12 protein-coding genes are annotated in these 15,915 nt (G+C 54.5%); 8 read left to right on the top strand and 4 right to left on the bottom strand.

Going from position 1 to position 15,915, the window contains the following annotated elements; genetic code table 11:
• Positions 1–204 precede the first annotated feature (204 nt).
• A complete protein-coding gene (locus ONZ54_RS14080) occupies positions 205–4,533 on the top strand; it encodes an NACHT domain-containing protein (protein WP_271786465.1) in 4,329 nt (1,442 codons plus the stop codon).
• A gap of 84 nt (positions 4,534–4,617) precedes the next feature.
• Here the strand turns inward: ONZ54_RS14080 and ONZ54_RS14075 are convergent, their stop codons facing one another.
• Positions 4,618–4,863, bottom strand: a complete 246-nt coding sequence (locus ONZ54_RS14075; RefSeq protein ID WP_005310368.1) for a helix-turn-helix domain-containing protein — start codon at positions 4,861–4,863, stop codon at positions 4,618–4,620.
• Positions 4,864–4,993: 130 nt separating this feature from the next.
• Here ONZ54_RS14075 and ONZ54_RS14070 point away from each other — a divergent pair, with 130 nt between their 5' ends.
• Positions 4,994–6,277, top strand: a complete 1,284-nt coding sequence (locus ONZ54_RS14070) for an MFS transporter (RefSeq protein ID WP_034523940.1) — start codon at positions 4,994–4,996, stop codon at positions 6,275–6,277.
• A 72-nt stretch (positions 6,278–6,349) separates the two neighbouring features.
• On the opposite strand, the gene ahpF is transcribed toward ONZ54_RS14070, so the two are convergent.
• The 3 genes from ahpF to ONZ54_RS14055 form a co-directional block, all read right to left on the bottom strand.
• The gene (gene ahpF / locus ONZ54_RS14065; protein ID WP_113720347.1) at positions 6,350–7,942 is read right to left on the bottom strand and encodes an alkyl hydroperoxide reductase subunit F; all 1,593 of its coding nucleotides are present in this window, start codon (positions 7,940–7,942) and stop codon (positions 6,350–6,352) included.
• A gap of 111 nt (positions 7,943–8,053) precedes the next feature.
• Entirely contained in the window at positions 8,054–8,620 is a 567-nt protein-coding gene (gene ahpC / locus ONZ54_RS14060) for an alkyl hydroperoxide reductase subunit C (RefSeq protein WP_005900002.1), read from the bottom strand.
• Positions 8,621–9,275: 655 nt separating this feature from the next.
• Positions 9,276–9,722, bottom strand: coding sequence for a CBS domain-containing protein (locus ONZ54_RS14055; protein ID WP_017411391.1), 447 nt, complete (start codon positions 9,720–9,722; stop codon positions 9,276–9,278).
• A 211-nt stretch (positions 9,723–9,933) separates the two neighbouring features.
• Here ONZ54_RS14055 and queA point away from each other — a divergent pair, with 211 nt between their 5' ends.
• From queA to ONZ54_RS14025, 6 genes are all read left to right on the top strand, one after another.
• A complete protein-coding gene (gene queA / locus ONZ54_RS14050) occupies positions 9,934–11,001 on the top strand; it encodes a tRNA preQ1(34) S-adenosylmethionine ribosyltransferase-isomerase QueA (RefSeq protein ID WP_271786464.1) in 1,068 nt (355 codons plus the stop codon).
• Positions 11,002–11,071: 70 nt separating this feature from the next.
• Positions 11,072–12,208 (top strand): tRNA guanosine(34) transglycosylase Tgt, encoded by a 1,137-nt coding sequence (gene tgt, locus ONZ54_RS14045; RefSeq protein WP_005310380.1) that lies wholly within the window; start codon positions 11,072–11,074, stop codon positions 12,206–12,208.
• A gap of 51 nt (positions 12,209–12,259) precedes the next feature.
• A complete protein-coding gene (gene yajC, locus ONZ54_RS14040) occupies positions 12,260–12,595 on the top strand; it encodes a preprotein translocase subunit YajC (protein WP_021139832.1) in 336 nt (111 codons plus the stop codon).
• 18 nt (positions 12,596–12,613) lie between these two features.
• Positions 12,614–14,467, top strand: a complete 1,854-nt coding sequence (gene secD, locus ONZ54_RS14035; protein WP_011898866.1) for a protein translocase subunit SecD — start codon at positions 12,614–12,616, stop codon at positions 14,465–14,467.
• A gap of 9 nt (positions 14,468–14,476) precedes the next feature.
• On the top strand, positions 14,477–15,424 hold the full coding sequence (secF, locus tag ONZ54_RS14030) for a protein translocase subunit SecF (RefSeq protein ID WP_131731039.1): 948 nt from the start codon (positions 14,477–14,479) through the stop codon (positions 15,422–15,424).
• Positions 15,425–15,523: 99 nt separating this feature from the next.
• Entirely contained in the window at positions 15,524–15,892 is a 369-nt protein-coding gene (locus ONZ54_RS14025) for a rhodanese-like domain-containing protein (RefSeq protein WP_005310388.1), read from the top strand.
• Positions 15,893–15,915: the final 23 nt, after the last annotated feature.

Here is a 15,915-nt window from a genome sequence, read left to right as displayed (position 1 = left end):
CAAGCGGGTGGCCTTTTTTTCAATGCAAAGAGCTCATTTCTTAAATTGTTGTTTTAAATCAATTGGTTATTGATTTACTTACCGGTTAATCGAGATTTGTTGCCCCCATCTTTCGTAAGATACGCTTAGTACCGCCAGCGGCAGTTTGAAGCTCTCTTCTCTGCTTATTACTGTCATCCATCTAGCAGCACTCAGCGAGCAGTCATGATCGAACGCACTTTCAAAGATATTGATGAAAAACAAATATTTGATGCTGATAAGCAATATTTTCTGACTCAGCTAGGTTGGTCTGACGGTCTCACCTGGGAAGCGTTATTACGCTCAAAACGTATCCTGCTTATTTCCGAGGCGGGGTCAGGCAAGACCCATGAGTGTCGCGAGCAAGCCCGTCTTTTGGCTGCAAAGGGTGAAGCCGCATTCTTTGTTGAGTTGGCCAGTCTGGCATCCACACATTTGCGGGATCTGCTGGGTTATGAGGAGAAGACACGTTTTGATCTATGGCTGGCCTCAGAGTCTGAGATGGCCACCTTTTTTCTGGACTCTGTCGACGAATTACAGCTGACCAGAGGCAGCTTCCGACAAGCGTTGGATCGTTTCGTAAGGGGTATTGAAAATAACTTGGGAAGGGTGCGTGTGGTGGTGACGACTCGCCCCATCCCTTTTGATATGCAACTTGTTCGCAGCAAACTGCCGGTACCGCTTCAGATAAAGCCTCGGTCGACGGAAGAAAAGGAAAGAGAATTTGCCAGCATGGCATTGGGCGAGCATATGCCTATCTCCTCTGGCCAATCGAATGAAAAGCCCATTCCCGATTGGCGCACAGTTGCGCTGATGCCGCTTTCTAATCCACAGATTGTCGAGTTTGCCGAGCAGCAAGGTGTCAAAAATACAGCCGAATTGTTTAGTGACATTGAGAGGCAAAACGCCTTTGAGTTTGCCAGACGTCCTCAAGATCTTATTGAACTCTGCGCTGATTGGCAGGCGGGATTTCAGCTTCGAACCCACCGCCAGCAAGTTGAAGCCAGTATTCGAATCAAACTTAAGCCCCGAGATAGGGAAGAGCGGCATGAGCTTGCCGAACTTTCTATAGATAAAGCTATCGAGGGGGCGAGCAGGCTGGCTCTGGCCATGTGGCTGACCCGTCGTTTGACGATCAGACACAGCGCCAAATCGGATAATGGTCAACAGGGTGAGGCTGCGCTTGATCCGTCGATAATCCTGTCAGACTGGACACAAGAGGAACGACAAACGTTATTGGAGCGCCCCCTGTTTGGGTTTGCCTCCTATGGGCGAGTACGTTTTCACCATCGTTCAGTGTCAGAATTTCTTGCCGCAAAAAAATTGCAGGAAATGAGGGATAAAGGCATGTCGCTTCGTGCCCTCAAGCGGCTGCTCCTTATTGAGACCAAGGGTAATACCATTGTACTTCCTTCCAAACGGGCGATTGCGGGCTGGTTGGCAGCATTGAATGACGACATTTTTCAAGCAATTCGTGATCATGAGCCGACGCTGCTACTGGATGAAGGTGATCCTGCATCATTGACTCTTGCTCAGCGTAAACAAGCTCTTGGTGCATATATTCAGCGTTATGGAAAAGGAGGGAGGCGTGGTTTACACACTCCATCTATCCAAATTAAACGCTTTGCGACTCCTGAGTTGACTGATGAGATTAATCTGCAGTGGCAGCAAGGTATCGATAATCAGGAAGTGCGATGTGTTTTGCTGGAGCTCATTGAGCGAGGAGTGATTTGTGGCTGTTCTGATCTTGTATATTCAGTTGCCACTGATTCAATGCTTGTTGAGGTGGAGCGTATTTATGCAATTCATGCACTGCAAGCGCTGAACGACCCAAGATTGGGTGAAATAGCTGCACTTATGGTTTCTCAACATCCTGACTGGCCTGACGAAATAGTGCGTGAAGCAATTCTTGCTCTGTTTCCAAGTTATCTTTCTGTGTCACAGCTCTGTCAGTCATTAGGCTGGCTGCAATGGAAAAAGCGGTCAGTTAGCAACCTGAGTTGGCGACTGCCATCGCTAATCAAAAATGCACCACTAGTCATGTCACAACAGGAGGAGCTGCGGGACAAATTAGTAACCCTCATCTCGGATGGGTTGCAATGGCGGCAAGAGCAATGGCCACATATGGTCTCTTCCCACCAGTATCTGAGTAGTGCTCTAGCTGCGACCTGTATTCGAGGGCTTGAGTACCAGTGTTCCGGCCAATGGATCCATGCCAGTGTACTTGCATCACGCCTGCGGCAGCGTGAATACGATGATGATAAAATTCATCAGGCGTTAGCACAGCGGATAAATGAACTTGATAGCAAAAATAGGAAGCTTGTTTTTTGGACAACTGACGTTTTGGTACAATCTCTGTGTCCAATCGATGATATATGGCAACGGGTGGGTGAAATCATTCCTTATGATTCGCTTATTAATCTCACGGTACAGCTGGATCAGGCTTGGGTAGTCAATGACCTTCAAGATAAAAATAAGTCATATTTTGAGCATCAGATACTCATGCATATTGCGATCTATCGATTGCGAATCCCATTATCAGATTTGCGAGAGTTAGTTGCAGACCAACCAGATTTGCTCTCATTACTTGATGAAGCAATAAAGCCATCCGAGCATGATAAAGCCTGTGAAGAGTTACAGCGCCAAGATGCGGAACTGCGTAAACAGCAAGAGATGGATGCAGCAGAGATACGAGCCAGTTGGATGATGTTGCATCGTGAGATCTCAGAATATACTGAAAATGTATTCTTAGATGACCATTATAAAAATATGGTGTGGGATTTATTCAGGGTAATGATAATAACCGCTGATGATAATAATTTATCTGGTTGGAACCGTCCCTTCCTTGAATCTCATTTTGGAGGCATAGTCACCGGTCGGCTTCGTACGCTTTTTATGGCTTCTTGGCGAGAGCATTGTCCGATGCTGATTTGTGAGAGACCAGAAGATCAGCGAAGCACATATCTGGAGATATGGCGACTCGGCTTGGCCGGACTCTATGCAGAAGCAGAGGATACTGACTGGGCGAGCTCGCTGACTCAGGAGAAGGCAATGCTAGCCGCACGTTATTCATTACTTGAACTGAATAAATTACCGGACTGGATTAATGACTTGGTGAGGTATCACCCATCGGCTGTCAGTGAAATTTTTGGTAAAGAGCTTGAGTGGGTACTATCTACCTCTACCCATGAACTTCATCACTCCATGCTGTTGCAACGCCTCCATCATGCCCCCAACTCAGTGACTATGCTTTTTGTTCCTCGCCTTGTTACATGGTTGAGTGAAATTGGACTTCTAATCGATGATGAATCGCAATCATCAGATTTTATGTCTCGTTATTCTCGAGTGATTGAATTAATTTTAATCCACGGTGATGTTGACCACCAAGCCAAGTTATGTTTCATGGCTAAGGAATATGTAAGTAAAGAGCTGGCAGAGCCGGTTATGCTGATCTGGTTATCAACCTTGATACGTTTAAATCCTGAGTCGGGTGTTGATGTACTTGAAGGAAAGTTACGAGATATTGAACCTGAACCCTTAAGCAAGCCCGTGGAATGGTTTACAAAATTATTTAATGAACGCCATGATGGCATTAATATAAGAAATAATGGTTTCACACCTGAATTATTGCTCAGGCTTGCCCGTCTGGCTTACCGGCATGTAAGGCGTCAGGATGATGCTGAACATGAAGGTTGTTATACACCCGATATGCGTGACAATGCCGAATATGCACGCAATGCAATTCTGACAGCATTATTGGAGTCACAAGGGGAAGAAGGATGGCAAGTTAAACATGATATGGCTATTGATCCCCTATTTACTCATTTCAAAGATAGAATTCTGGCATTAGCTCAGGAAGCATGGGCTAAAGAAATTGATTCCGAGCTCTTGAATGAACAACAATGTTGTGAACTCGCAGAAAAATGTGAAGCACCACTGACAACGAATGCGGCTATGTTCACCTTGCTGCGTGATCGTTTGGCTGATCTTGATGAATTATTAAATAGCGATGAGTCGCCACGTGAACTGTGGGCTGAAATCAATCAGGAAAAGCTAATGCGCCGCGAGATCGCGCGCGAGTTACAACATGCAGCCAATGGCATCTATAAGGTGGATCAGGAGTCAGTAACCGCTGATGAAAAGGAGACCGATATTCGCCTTCGTTCGACTGCTTCTGAATATGAGACAGTAATTGAGTTGAAACTTGGCGATAATCGCACGGCTCGTGACCTGCGTGACACTATCGAATTTCAATTGGTAAGAAAATATCTGTCGCTTGAAACTCGCCGAACCGGTGCATTACTGATCACCTTGTCCAAGGTGCGGGAGTGGGATCATCCTGATAGCGGGGAAAGAATCGGCTTAGAAGAGCTCAAGGAGCTGTTGGGTGATGAAGCCAGACGTGTAGAGCGGGAGATGGGAGGTGCAGTTTCATTGACCATACATGTGCTGGATCTCAGGCCGAGGCTGCTGACAGAAAAGCAGTCTCGACCTAGGAAGGTGAAGAAGTTATAAGCTCTGCGTAAGTTGGCGGGGGCTTGCTCTTTTTGAGTCACATACAGGTGCTCTGCATCGGGGCAACCTCAGTCGTGGGTTGCGTCAGGACTTGCCCGGTGCGAGCAGCGCCAGGGCTTTGGCCAGGGTATCGACGGATGCCTGATGCTTGCCTGCCTTGTGCAGGGTTTCCCCTTCGGCGCGCAGCCTTTTCACCTCGGCCAGTTGCTCTGCACTGAGAGCCGGGCCTTTGGCGAGGGCGTCATCGATGCTCTTCATGTCTGCAGGGCAGTGAAAGGCGAGGGCGTTGCCGGCAAAGAGCAGGCCGATCATCAGCAGTTTGGTTTTCATGTTTGTTACCTCAAGGAGGGGGCTCATCAAGGATAGCGCGCCCCTTGCAGGGCCGGTTGGGTTGATGTGGGCAGGAAGCAAGCGGTACCATGACTGTTTAGCTCATTAATGAGCCACACAGGGAGACCCAATGTCACTCACAAGGTTGCTGTCACCCTTGGCCAGTCTGGTGATTTTTATCCTGGGCCACGGCATGTTCAATACCCTGCTGACGGTGCGCCTCTCGGCCGAGCAGGTGTCGGTGCAAGCCATAGGCCTGGTGTCGGCCGCCTATTTTGGCGGTCTGGTGCTGGGAGCTTTCGTCAATGCGCGCCTCATTATCCGGGTGGGTCATATCCGGGCCTATGCGGCCTACGCCTCCCTGCTCTGTTTTCTGTTCTTGCTGCACGGCATGGTGGTGGAACCCGTCAGCTGGGCGGCGCTGCGGCTGGTGGGGGGCTTTGCCACCGGCGGTCTGTTCGTGGTGCTTGAGTCCTGGATGCTGGTTTCTAGTTCCCCGGCCAACCGGGGGCGGCTGATGTCGCTCTACATGATCCTGCTCTACGGCTCACTGGCCATGGGCCAGTTGCTGCTCAAGTGGGTGGATCCCATGGTGCTGACACCGTTTGCCCTGTGTGCCATGGCGGCCACCCTGTCGGTGGTGCCGCTTGCGCTCTCCCGGGTGGCCACACCGGCCATGGTTGCGCCCCAACCGGTCGGGGTGATTGAGCTGGTGCGGCTCACCCCGGCGGGCATGGGCAGCAGCTTCACCTCCGGTCTTATCCTCGGTGCCATCTACGGTCTGTTGCCGCTTTATTTTACCGACAGCGGGGCTTCGCTTTCGCGGGTGGCGGACATGATGGCGCTGGTGATCCTGGGGGGCATGTGCCTGCAGTATCCCATTGGCCGCATCTCTGATCGCTATGACCGGCGGCTGGTGATCCTGCTGCTCAGTGCCGTGCTGACCCTGCTTGCTTTGCTGATGGTGTTGTTGCCCGAGGATTGGCGCGAGCCGATCGCCGGCGTCCTGGTGTTCTTGCTGGGGGGAATGGCGTTCTCCATTTATCCCCTGAGTCTGAGCCATGCCTGCGATGAGCTGCGCCCGGATCAGGTGCTGGGGGCCAATCAGGGGTTGCTGCTCGCCTACAGTCTGGGTGCCATGATAGGGCCATTGCTGGCGCCTTTTGTCATGATGCAGTTCGGGCCACAGGGGCTGTTTGTCTACTTTGCCCTGTGCGGCGCTCTGCTGACGGCGTATCTGGGCTGGCGCAAGCGGCAGCGGGCACCCATTCCACTGGCCGAGCATCAGGTGTTCATGCCGGTACCACCCAATACCCCCATGACAGCGGAGCTGGAGCCGAGAACGGATCTGGAAGGGGAAGCTGTGCCTGCGACCTTTGCCACGCCCGAGGCGGAGGATGTGAAGGCCAACTAGCACTTGGTGAATAACACGGATAAAAAAAGCCGACTCCAGGGAGTCGGCTTTTTACTGGCACGAGGGCCGTTATCAAGCGGTCACGGCATCGGCCTTGGCGGATGTTTCTGCCGCTTCCGGCGCCGCATTACGGATGAGGTAATCAAATGCCCCCAGCGCTGCGGTTGCACCAGCTCCCATGGAGATGATGATCTGCTTGAACGGCACTGTAGTGGCGTCACCGGCAGCATATACACCGGGCAGGGAAGTGGCGCCCTTGGTGTCGATCTCGATCTCGCCGAAGCGGGTCAGTGCCACCTCGCTCCCCTTGAGGAACTCGGTGTTCGGCACCAGTCCGATCTGGACGAAGATGCCAGCCACCGCCAGGTGCTTGATTTCACCCGTGGTGCGATCTTCATAATCCATCCCCACCACCTTGCTGCCATCACCGATCACTTCCGTGGTGCGGGCGCTCATGATGATGTCGATGTTGCCCATGGAGCGGGCTTTTTTCTGCAGCACTTCGTCGGCGCGCAGGGTATCGGCAAATTCCACCACTGTGACGTGCTCGACAATGCCGGCGAGATCGATGGCTGCTTCGATACCGGAGTTACCACCACCGATCACTGCCACCCGCTTGCCCTTGAAGAAGGGACCGTCGCAGTGGGGGCAGTAGGCCACGCCCTTGGTGCGGTACTCGAGCTCGCCTGGCACGTTCAGGTCACGCCAGCGGGCACCGGTCGCCAGGATCACGGCGCGGCTCTTCAGAGTAGCGCCAGAGGCAAGCTCCACATTCACATAGCCGTCCTTGCTGATGGCGGCGGCGCGCTGCTCGGTGATCACTTCCACACCGTACTGCTTGACGTGCTGCTCCAGGCTTGCAGCCAGCTTGGGACCTTCGGTGTAGGGCACGGAGATGAAGTTCTCGATCCCGACCGTGTCCATCACCTGACCACCAAAACGCTCTGCGACGATGGCGGTACGAATGCCTTTACGGGCGGCATAGATGGCTGCTGCGGCACCAGCCGGGCCACCACCCACTACCAGCACGTCATAGGGGGCTTTTTCGCTCAGTTCGGCGGCCTTGCGATCGGCCGCACCGGTATCGAGCTTGGCAATGATCTCTTCCAGCGAGATACGGCCCTGGCTGAACGGCTGACCGTTCATGTAGACGTTCGGCACCGCCATGATCTGGCGCTCGTTCACTTCGTCCTGGAACAGGGCTCCGTCGATCATGGTGTGGGTGATACCGGGATTCAGGGTCGCCATCAGGTTCAGCGCCTGTACCACGTCCGGGCAGTTATGGCAGGAGAGGGAGATATAGGTCTCGAAGTGAAACTCGCCCTTCAGCTGCTTGATCTGCTCCAGTACGGCCGGATCTGTCTTGGAAGGGTGGCCGCCGCTTTGCAGCAAGGCGAGCACCAGAGAGGTAAATTCATGACCCATGGGGATGCCGGCAAAATGAACGCGCGGGGCTTGGCCCTGTGGTGCAACGCTCATGGAAGGCTTGCGGGCATTACTGCCATCAGTCATGGCAATTTTTGGGGACATCTCGCTGATCTCGCGGGCCAATGCCAGCAGTTCTGCGGATTTGTCACTGTCGTTGCCGGACACGCTGATCTCGATGGGATTGACGATGTACTGCAGATAGGTGTTCAGCTGTTGTTTGAGGTTGGTATCCAACATCTTCGAATTCCTTCTTAATGATTGCGGGTCGGCGATGACTGGCCTGGTGCTCCAAGAGGAGGCCAGAAAGCAGACCGGCCCTTGAATGGGCCGGTCTTGGAAGCGGGAGGCTTAGATTTTGCCTACCAGATCCAGGGACGGGGCCAGGGTGGCGTCGCCTTCTTTCCACTTGGCCGGGCACACTTCACCCGGGTGGGAAGCAACGTACTGGGCCGCTTTGACCTTGCGCAGCAGTTCCAGCGCGTCACGACCGATGCCACCAGCGTTGATTTCAACGATCTGGATGATGCCTTGCGGGTCGATAACGAAGGTGCCACGGTCAGCCAGGCCAGCTTCTTCGATCATGACGCCGAAGTTGCGGGTGATGGCGCCGGTCGGGTCACCAATCATCGGATACTGGATCTTCTGGATGGTGTCGGAAGTGTCGTGCCACGCCTTGTGAGTGAAGTGGGTGTCGGTGGAGACGGAGTAGATCTCGACGCCCAGCTTCTGGAATTCGGCGTAGTTGTCAGCCAGGTCACCCAGCTCGGTCGGGCAAACGAAGGTGAAGTCAGCCGGGTAGAAGAACACCACGGACCACTTGCCTTTCAGGTCTGCGTCAGACACCTGAACGAACTTGCCATTGTGGTAGGCGGTGGCGTTGAACGGCTTGATTTCAGTGTTGATATAGGTAGACATGTATTAGCTCCTTGGTGATGTACATGTGCCTGTCTGGTATTGAAGAGTCTGTCCGGACCAGGCGTTTAACGTTCGATGGATTCATCATAGGGGCTTTTCTTAATCGATTAAAGCCGCAAAATTGAATCACTTCAATCTATCTATTAGATAACCTATCGCTGCTGTACCTAACATGAATATCTCTGACGTACAGAGGTAACTCCTTGTCGAGGTTCAACATCTGTGCGGCACATCGGCTTTTCAAGGTCCGAATGGCTATTTGTTTTGTGAGGCGGCAGGACGGTGCAGTGGCGTGCTACGCAATGGGAGCAGGAAGGGCAAGGCCGGGCAGGATAGTGCAGATAAAAAAATCCCGGCGTTGTCGCTATGACAAGGCCGGGTCATCAAACAAGGAATGGCTATATAAACAAAAGCTTTACAGCAAAGACTAACTACGGGGTGTGCAAACTTGCAGACATATGAGAGGAAGAGGCTGGGTGCACAATCCCTCGTCTCCCCCTCGGCAACTATTGCATGGGGGAGATAATAGTGTGATGCAGATCACAAAGCAAGGTTGTGGTGTAAATTTTCAATCAAAATGAAAGTCTTTCAGCTTTAATGTCGATTTAATATGCCGAAAACGCTTTTATTGTAATTTTATTACATTATTTTTAGATCAGAAGTCGCTGGGTGGCTCCTGTTCCTCCATCAGTTCGAGCAAGTTGATGGCGACCGCAATGAAATCCGACTCTGTCACTATGCCGATCAGCTTGCGCCCCTTGAGAACCGGCAGGCAGCCATATTTGTGGCGCTGCAGGTAGAGGGCCGCCTCTTTGATGCCGGCGTGGGGATCCACGCTCGCCACCTGGCGGGTCATGATCTCGTCGAGCTGGACACTGTCGGTGAATTCCGCCTCCCGCTCCGGGTTGATGAGCAGCAGTTTGGACTCGCGGGTGGCCAAGATGTCGGTGAGAGTGACCAGACCCAGCAGATGATGGTGTTCGTCGACGATGGGAATATGGCGGATCCGCTCCTGCTGCATCAGATCCATCGCCTGCTTGACGCTGTTTTCCGGACCCAGAGTGAAGGGATGTTCTGTCATGATCTCGGATAAGGTCATCATGGTGGGCCTCCTTGTGTATCTGCTTTCACCCTAGCCCAGCCCCCGCAGGTAAAACATGATCAGGGTCAATACAGATCATTAAAGAATCATTAACCGGATGGATGTCGCAATATTGCTCGCTATCCCTTGTCTCTCTTGGGTTTTTGGTCTTTTGGGTTGCCTTGGAAGAGGGGGATAACTAGACTAGCCGCCGATTCCCCCGAGGTGAAAGATGCAAGTATCCGATTTTCATTTTGATCTGCCAGACGAGCTGATTGCCCGCTATCCGATGGCAGAGCGCACCGCCAGCCGCCTGTTGCAGCTCGATGGTCAAAGCGGCGCCCTACGCCATGGTCAATTTGTGGATGTGCTGGACCAGCTCAACCCCGGCGATCTGCTGGTATTCAACAACACCCGTGTCATTCCGGCGCGCATGTTTGGCCAGAAGACCAGCGGCGGCAAGCTGGAGGTGCTGGTGGAGCGCATTCTGGACGAGCACAGCGTGCTGGCTCATGTGCGGGCCTCCAAGGCGCCCAAGCCGGGCACCCGCCTCATCCTGGATGGCGGCCCCGATGGCGAAAAGGTCGATGCCGAGATGCGTGCCCGCCACGATGCCCTGTTCGAGATCCACTTTCTCGACCCGCGCCCCGTGCTGGAGATTCTGGAAGCCATAGGCCATATGCCGTTGCCCCCCTATATCGACAGGCCCGATGAGGACGCCGACAAGGAGCGCTACCAGACCGTTTACAATCAGAAGCCGGGCGCCGTGGCGGCGCCGACCGCCGGCCTGCACTTCGATGAGCCGCTGCTGGCAAAGATCCGCGCCAAAGGGGTTGAAACGGCCTTCGTCACCCTGCATGTAGGGGCGGGGACCTTCCAGCCGGTGCGGGTGGACAAGATTGAAGATCACCACATGCACTCCGAGTATGCCGAAGTGCCGCAGGAGGTGGTGGATGCCATAGCCGCAACTCGCGCCCGGGGTGGCCGGGTGATTGCGGTGGGGACCACCTCGGTACGCTCCCTGGAGAGCGCAGCCAAGGCAAGTCTGGCCCAGGGCAAGCCGCTGGCGCCCTTTTTCAGCGACACCGACATCTTCATCTTCCCCGGCTACCAGTTTCAGGTAGTCGATGCCATGGTCACCAACTTCCATCTGCCGGAGTCGACCCTGATCATGCTGGTCAGCGCCTTCGCCGGGTACGATCACGTGATGGCGGCCTATCAGGCGGCCGTGGCCGAGCAGTACCGTTTCTTCAGCTACGGGGACGCCATGTTCGTCACCCGTCGCCGGGCAGTGGCATAAGCCTCGCCCTTTATACCGGGCCTTCGGGCTCTCTATTGTCAGACTGTTTCTCTGACGCAACGAGGTAGCAATGAAATTTGAACTGAAAACCACTGACGGCCGTGCCCGTCGCGGTCAACTGGTCTTCGAACGTGGCACTGTGCAGACTCCCGCCTTCATGCCGGTCGGTACCTATGGCACCGTCAAGGGGATGACCCCGGAAGAAGTACGCGAGACCGGCGCCGAGATCCTGCTTGGCAACACCTTCCACCTCTGGCTGCGGCCGGGGCAGGAAGTGATGCGCGCCCACGGCGATCTGCACGACTTCATGAACTGGCAGGGCCCTATCCTGACCGACTCGGGTGGTTTCCAGGTATTCAGCCTGGGGCATATTCGCAAGATCACCGAAGCGGGCGTGCACTTCCGTCACCCCATCAACGGCGAGAAGATCTTCCTGGACCCCGAGAAATCCATGGAGATCCAGTACGATCTGGGTTCCGATATCGTGATGATCTTCGACGAGTGCACCCCGTACCCGGCTACTTACGAAGAAGCGCGCAAGTCCATGGAGATGTCCCTGCGCTGGGGCAAGCGCTCCCGCGACAAGTTTGATGCCTTGGGCAACAAGAACGCCCTGTTTGGTATCATTCAGGGTTCCGTGTATGAAGAGTTGCGGGATGTGTCCCTCAACGGCCTGCTGGAGATCGGCTTCGACGGTTATGCGGTTGGCGGTCTGGCGGTGGGTGAGCCCAAGGAAGACATGCACAGGATCCTCGAGCACGTCTGCCCGAAAATTCCGGCTGACAAGCCGCGCTACCTGATGGGCGTGGGCAAACCGGAAGATCTGGTGGAAGGGGTGCGCCGTGGAGTCGACATGTTCGACTGCGTGATGCCGACCCGCAATGCCCGCAACGGTCACCTGTTCACCACGGATGGGGTGGTCAAGATCCGCAACGCCAAGTATCGCAGCGACACCAGTACCCTAGATGCGGACTGCGATTGCTACACCTGCAAGAACTACACCCGCAGCTATCTGTATCATCTGGACAAGTGCAACGAGATCCTCGGTGCCCGTCTGAACACCATTCACAACCTGCGTTATTACCAGCGTGTGATGCAGGGTTTGCGGGACGCGATCGAGCAGGGTAAATTAGACGACTTTGTAACTGAGTTTTACCGTCGGCAAGGGAAGCCTGTGCCTCCGTTAGCTGAAAATGACGTGAAATAACAACGATATATAAGTTAGTTATCAAATCTACATCAAATAAGAGGTTGTTAAATGAGCATTATCTCCAAGGCGTATGCAGAAGGCGCAGTTCCGGGTGCACAGGGTGGTGGTATGGAAATGATCATCATGCTGGCCGTGTTCGGTCTTATTTTCTACTTCATGATCTATCGTCCCCAGGCCAAGCGCGCCAAGGATCACCGCAACCTGATGAGCTCCCTGGCCAAGGGTGATGAAGTACTCACCTCAGGTGGCCTGGTTGGCAAGATCGCCAAAGTGTCCGCCGATAGCGAATACATTGTGCTGTCCCTGAACGATCAGACCCAGGTCACCATCAAGCGTGACTTCGTCTCTGCCGTACTGCCCAAGGGTTCTATCCAGTCCCTTTAATCTCCTGAGGAGCACAGCGTGTTAAATCGCTATCCGCTGTGGAAATACCTGATGGTGGTCTTCGTGATCGCCATCGGTTTTCTATATGCAGCCCCCAATCTTTACGGCGAAGACCCGGCCTTGCAGATTTCTGCCAGCCGTGGTGCCGAAGTCAAGTTAGAGACGCTTGATCAAGTGAAGGAGACGCTCGAGGCGGCTCAGATCCCGGTCAAACATGCTGCGTTCGAGCACGGCTTCATTCTGATCCGCTTCAAGAACACTGAAGATCAGCTCAAGGCGCGTGATGTCGTTGCCAGCAAGCTTGGCGATAATTTCATTACTGCCCTTAACCTGGCGCCTTCTACCCCCGCCTGGCTTGAAGCCATCGGTGCGGCACCCCTGAAGCTGGGTCTTGACCTGCGTGGCGGTGTGCACTTTCTGATGGAAGTGGACATGGCGGAAGCACTCACCAAGCAGCAAGAGCAGATGGTGCAGGATTTTCGCACCGAGCTGCGTACCCAGAAGATCCGTTACTCCGGCGTACGTCGGGTCGGTGATCAGGTACAGGTTCTGTTCCGTGATGAAGCGGATCAAGCCAAGGCGGTGTCTCACCTGCGTCGCCAGAATCCGGATTTGACCTTCACCACAGAGCAGAAGGGGGATGAGTTCATTCTGCTGGCTGGTTTGAGTGAAGCCAAAATCAAGGAAGTGAAAAAGTACGCCCTCGAGCAGAACATCACCATTATCCGCAACCGGGTGAATGAACTGGGGGTGGCTGAGCCGCTGGTACAACAGCAGGGTGCCGAGCGCATCGTGGTGGAACTGCCCGGTATTCAGGATACGGCCCGTGCCAAGGAGATCCTGGGTGCGACCGCGACCCTGGAATTCCACATGGTCGATGAAACGGCCGATATTCAAGCTGCTGCCGATGGTCGCGTACCGCCGAGTTCCAAGGTGTACAACGACCGCAACGGTCGCCCCGTTGTGCTGCAAAAGCGGGTGATCCTGACTGGTGACCACATAGTGGGTGCCCAGTCCGGTTTCGATGAGTACAGCCGTCCCCAGGTCAACATCAAGCTTGATGGCCAGGGTGGCAACAAGATGGCCAACTTTACCAAGGACAACGTCGGTAAAGGCATGGCCACCGTCTTCATTGAATACAAGCCTGTCGGTCAGCCAGGCCCGGATGGCAAGCGCAAGTTCCGCAAACAGGAAGAGGTGATCAACGTCGCCACTATCCAGTCGCGCCTTGGCAGCCAGTTCCGCATCACGGGTATCGACAATGCCAACGAAGCCCACAACCTGGCGCTGCTGTTGCGTGCCGGTGCCCTCATTGCACCCATCCAGATCGTTGAAGAGCGGACCATTGGCCCAAGCCTGGGTCAGCAGAACATCGACAGCGGTATGGAAGCCATCGGCTGGGCCATGCTGGTTATCGTGCTGTTCATGGGGATCTACTACCGCGCGTTCGGCTGGGTGGCCAATCTGGCGCTCACCATGAACCTGGTACTGATCGTCGGTATCATGTCCATGATCCCCGGAGCCACCATGACACTGCCAGGCATTGCCGGTATCGTCTTGACGCTGGGGATGGCGGTGGATGCCAACGTGTTGATCTATGAACGTATTCGGGAAGAGATCCGGAACGGTCGCGGGGTACAGCAGGCCATTCATCTGGGCTTTGATCGTGCATTCTCGACCATCGCTGACTCCAACGTCACCTCGCTCATCACCTGTGTGATCTTGTTCGGTATCGGCACTGGCGCCATCAAGGGCTTCGCCCTGACGCTGGGTATCGGTCTGAGTGCTTCCATGTTTACTGCCATCACAGTATCCCGCGCCATTATCAACCTGGGCTGGGGTGGACGGCGCATCGACAAGCTGCCGATCTAAGGAAGAGACATGTTTCAGATTCTACATTTTGAAAAACCTATCCCGTTTATGCGCTATGCCAAGCCGGGTGTGGTTTTCTCTGCCCTGTTGATGGTGATCTCCCTGTTCTTCCTGTTCGATCGGGGCCTGAACTGGGGGCTGGACTTTACCGGAGGTACCACTATCGAGGTGGGGTTCCAGCAATCGGTGAGCCTGGACAAGATCCACGAGGTGCTGGATGAGCAGAAGATTGAAGGGGCAACCCTGCAACACTTCGGCTCCAGTCGCGACGTGCTGTTTCGCCTGACCCCGAAAGAGGGGGTCAAGGTCGAGCAGCAGGGCAATGAAGTGCTGGCGGCTGCCAAGCAGCTTGATCAGGGTGCCGTGCTCAAGCGCGTCGAGTTTGTCGGCCCCTCAGTGGGTGACGAACTGGCAACAGACGGTGCGATGGCCATGCTGGCCTCCATTATCTGTATCCTGATCTACGTAGCAGTGCGCTTCGAATGGCGTCTGGCATTGGGGGGCATTATTTCCCTGGTGCACGACGTGGTCATCACCCTTGGCGTGTTTGCCTACTTCCAGTACGAGTTCGATTTGACCGTGCTGGCGGCACTGATGACCCTGGTGGGTTACTCCTTGAACGACACCATAGTGGTGTTTGACCGCTTGCGGGAGAACTTCCGCAAGGTGCGCAAGGGGGATACCGAGTACATCCTGGATCTCTCCATGACAGAGACTCTGAGCCGGACCATCATCACCTCGGGTCTGACGTTCGTGGTGGTGCTGGCGCTGCTGCTCAAGGGCGGTCCGCTGATCCACGGTTTCTCGGTCGCCATGGTGATCGGGGTGGCCTTCGGCACCTACTCATCCATCTATGTGGCGAGTGCCTTCGCCATGTTCCTCGGGGTCAAGCGGGAGCACATGCTGCCGACCCAGGTGGAAAAAGAGGGCGCGGATCAGCAAGAGATCCTGCCGTAATTGACAAGGGCGCCGCGAGGCGCCCTTTCTCTTATGGGCCGGGTGAGTCATTATGCTCCCCATCATCGATCTCCTATTACTCAAGGCAAGGAGCAAGCCATGCAACATAATCCCCGTTTTCTGGCCCTGGTCGAGGCTATTCGCACCCAGGTGAAAGAGACTGACGTGCACCAGATAAAGCGCTGGCAGGATGAGGGGCGAGCCTTCCACCTGATCGACGTGCGGGAAGAGAGCGAGTGGGCCAGAGGTCACCTGCCAGGGGCTGCCTACCTCGGTCGTGGTGTGATTGAACGGGATATCGAGACCCGCTATCCGGATCCGCAGACTGAACTCTATCTCTATTGTGGTGGGGGGTTCCGCTCCATCCTGGTGGCGGAAAATCTGCAAAAAATGGGTTATAGCCGGATTGTCAGTGTCGATGGCGGTTTTCGGGGCTGGTGTGATGCCGGATACCCTGTCGAATCCTGATTTATTTGAGGGAGAGGGGAACC

This window comes from Aeromonas salmonicida (genome assembly GCF_028355655.1).
Lineage (GTDB): Bacteria > Pseudomonadota > Gammaproteobacteria > Enterobacterales > Aeromonadaceae > Aeromonas > Aeromonas salmonicida.
Note: the sequence above shows the minus strand (reverse complement) of the source record. Positions and strands in the feature narration are given on the sequence as shown.

Excerpts from the sequence above, each read along its gene's own strand:
- ONZ54_RS14055 (WP_017411391.1), bottom strand. The coding sequence starts at position 9,722 with ATGATGACCTTATCCGAGATCATGACAGAACATCCCTTCACTCTGGGT.
- ONZ54_RS14025 (WP_005310388.1), top strand. The coding sequence starts at position 15,524 with ATGCAACATAATCCCCGTTTTCTGGCCCTGGTCGAGGCTATTCGCACC.
- yajC (WP_021139832.1), top strand. The coding sequence starts at position 12,260 with ATGAGCATTATCTCCAAGGCGTATGCAGAAGGCGCAGTTCCGGGTGCA.
- ONZ54_RS14075 (WP_005310368.1), bottom strand. The coding sequence starts at position 4,863 with ATGAAAACCAAACTGCTGATGATCGGCCTGCTCTTTGCCGGCAACGCC.
- ONZ54_RS14080 (WP_271786465.1), top strand. The coding sequence starts at position 205 with ATGATCGAACGCACTTTCAAAGATATTGATGAAAAACAAATATTTGAT.
- queA (WP_271786464.1), top strand. The coding sequence starts at position 9,934 with ATGCAAGTATCCGATTTTCATTTTGATCTGCCAGACGAGCTGATTGCC.
- tgt (WP_005310380.1), top strand. The coding sequence starts at position 11,072 with ATGAAATTTGAACTGAAAACCACTGACGGCCGTGCCCGTCGCGGTCAA.
- ONZ54_RS14070 (WP_034523940.1), top strand. The coding sequence starts at position 4,994 with ATGTCACTCACAAGGTTGCTGTCACCCTTGGCCAGTCTGGTGATTTTT.
- ahpC (WP_005900002.1), bottom strand. The coding sequence starts at position 8,620 with ATGTCTACCTATATCAACACTGAAATCAAGCCGTTCAACGCCACCGCC.
- ahpF (WP_113720347.1), bottom strand. The coding sequence starts at position 7,942 with ATGTTGGATACCAACCTCAAACAACAGCTGAACACCTATCTGCAGTAC.
- secF (WP_131731039.1), top strand. The coding sequence starts at position 14,477 with ATGTTTCAGATTCTACATTTTGAAAAACCTATCCCGTTTATGCGCTAT.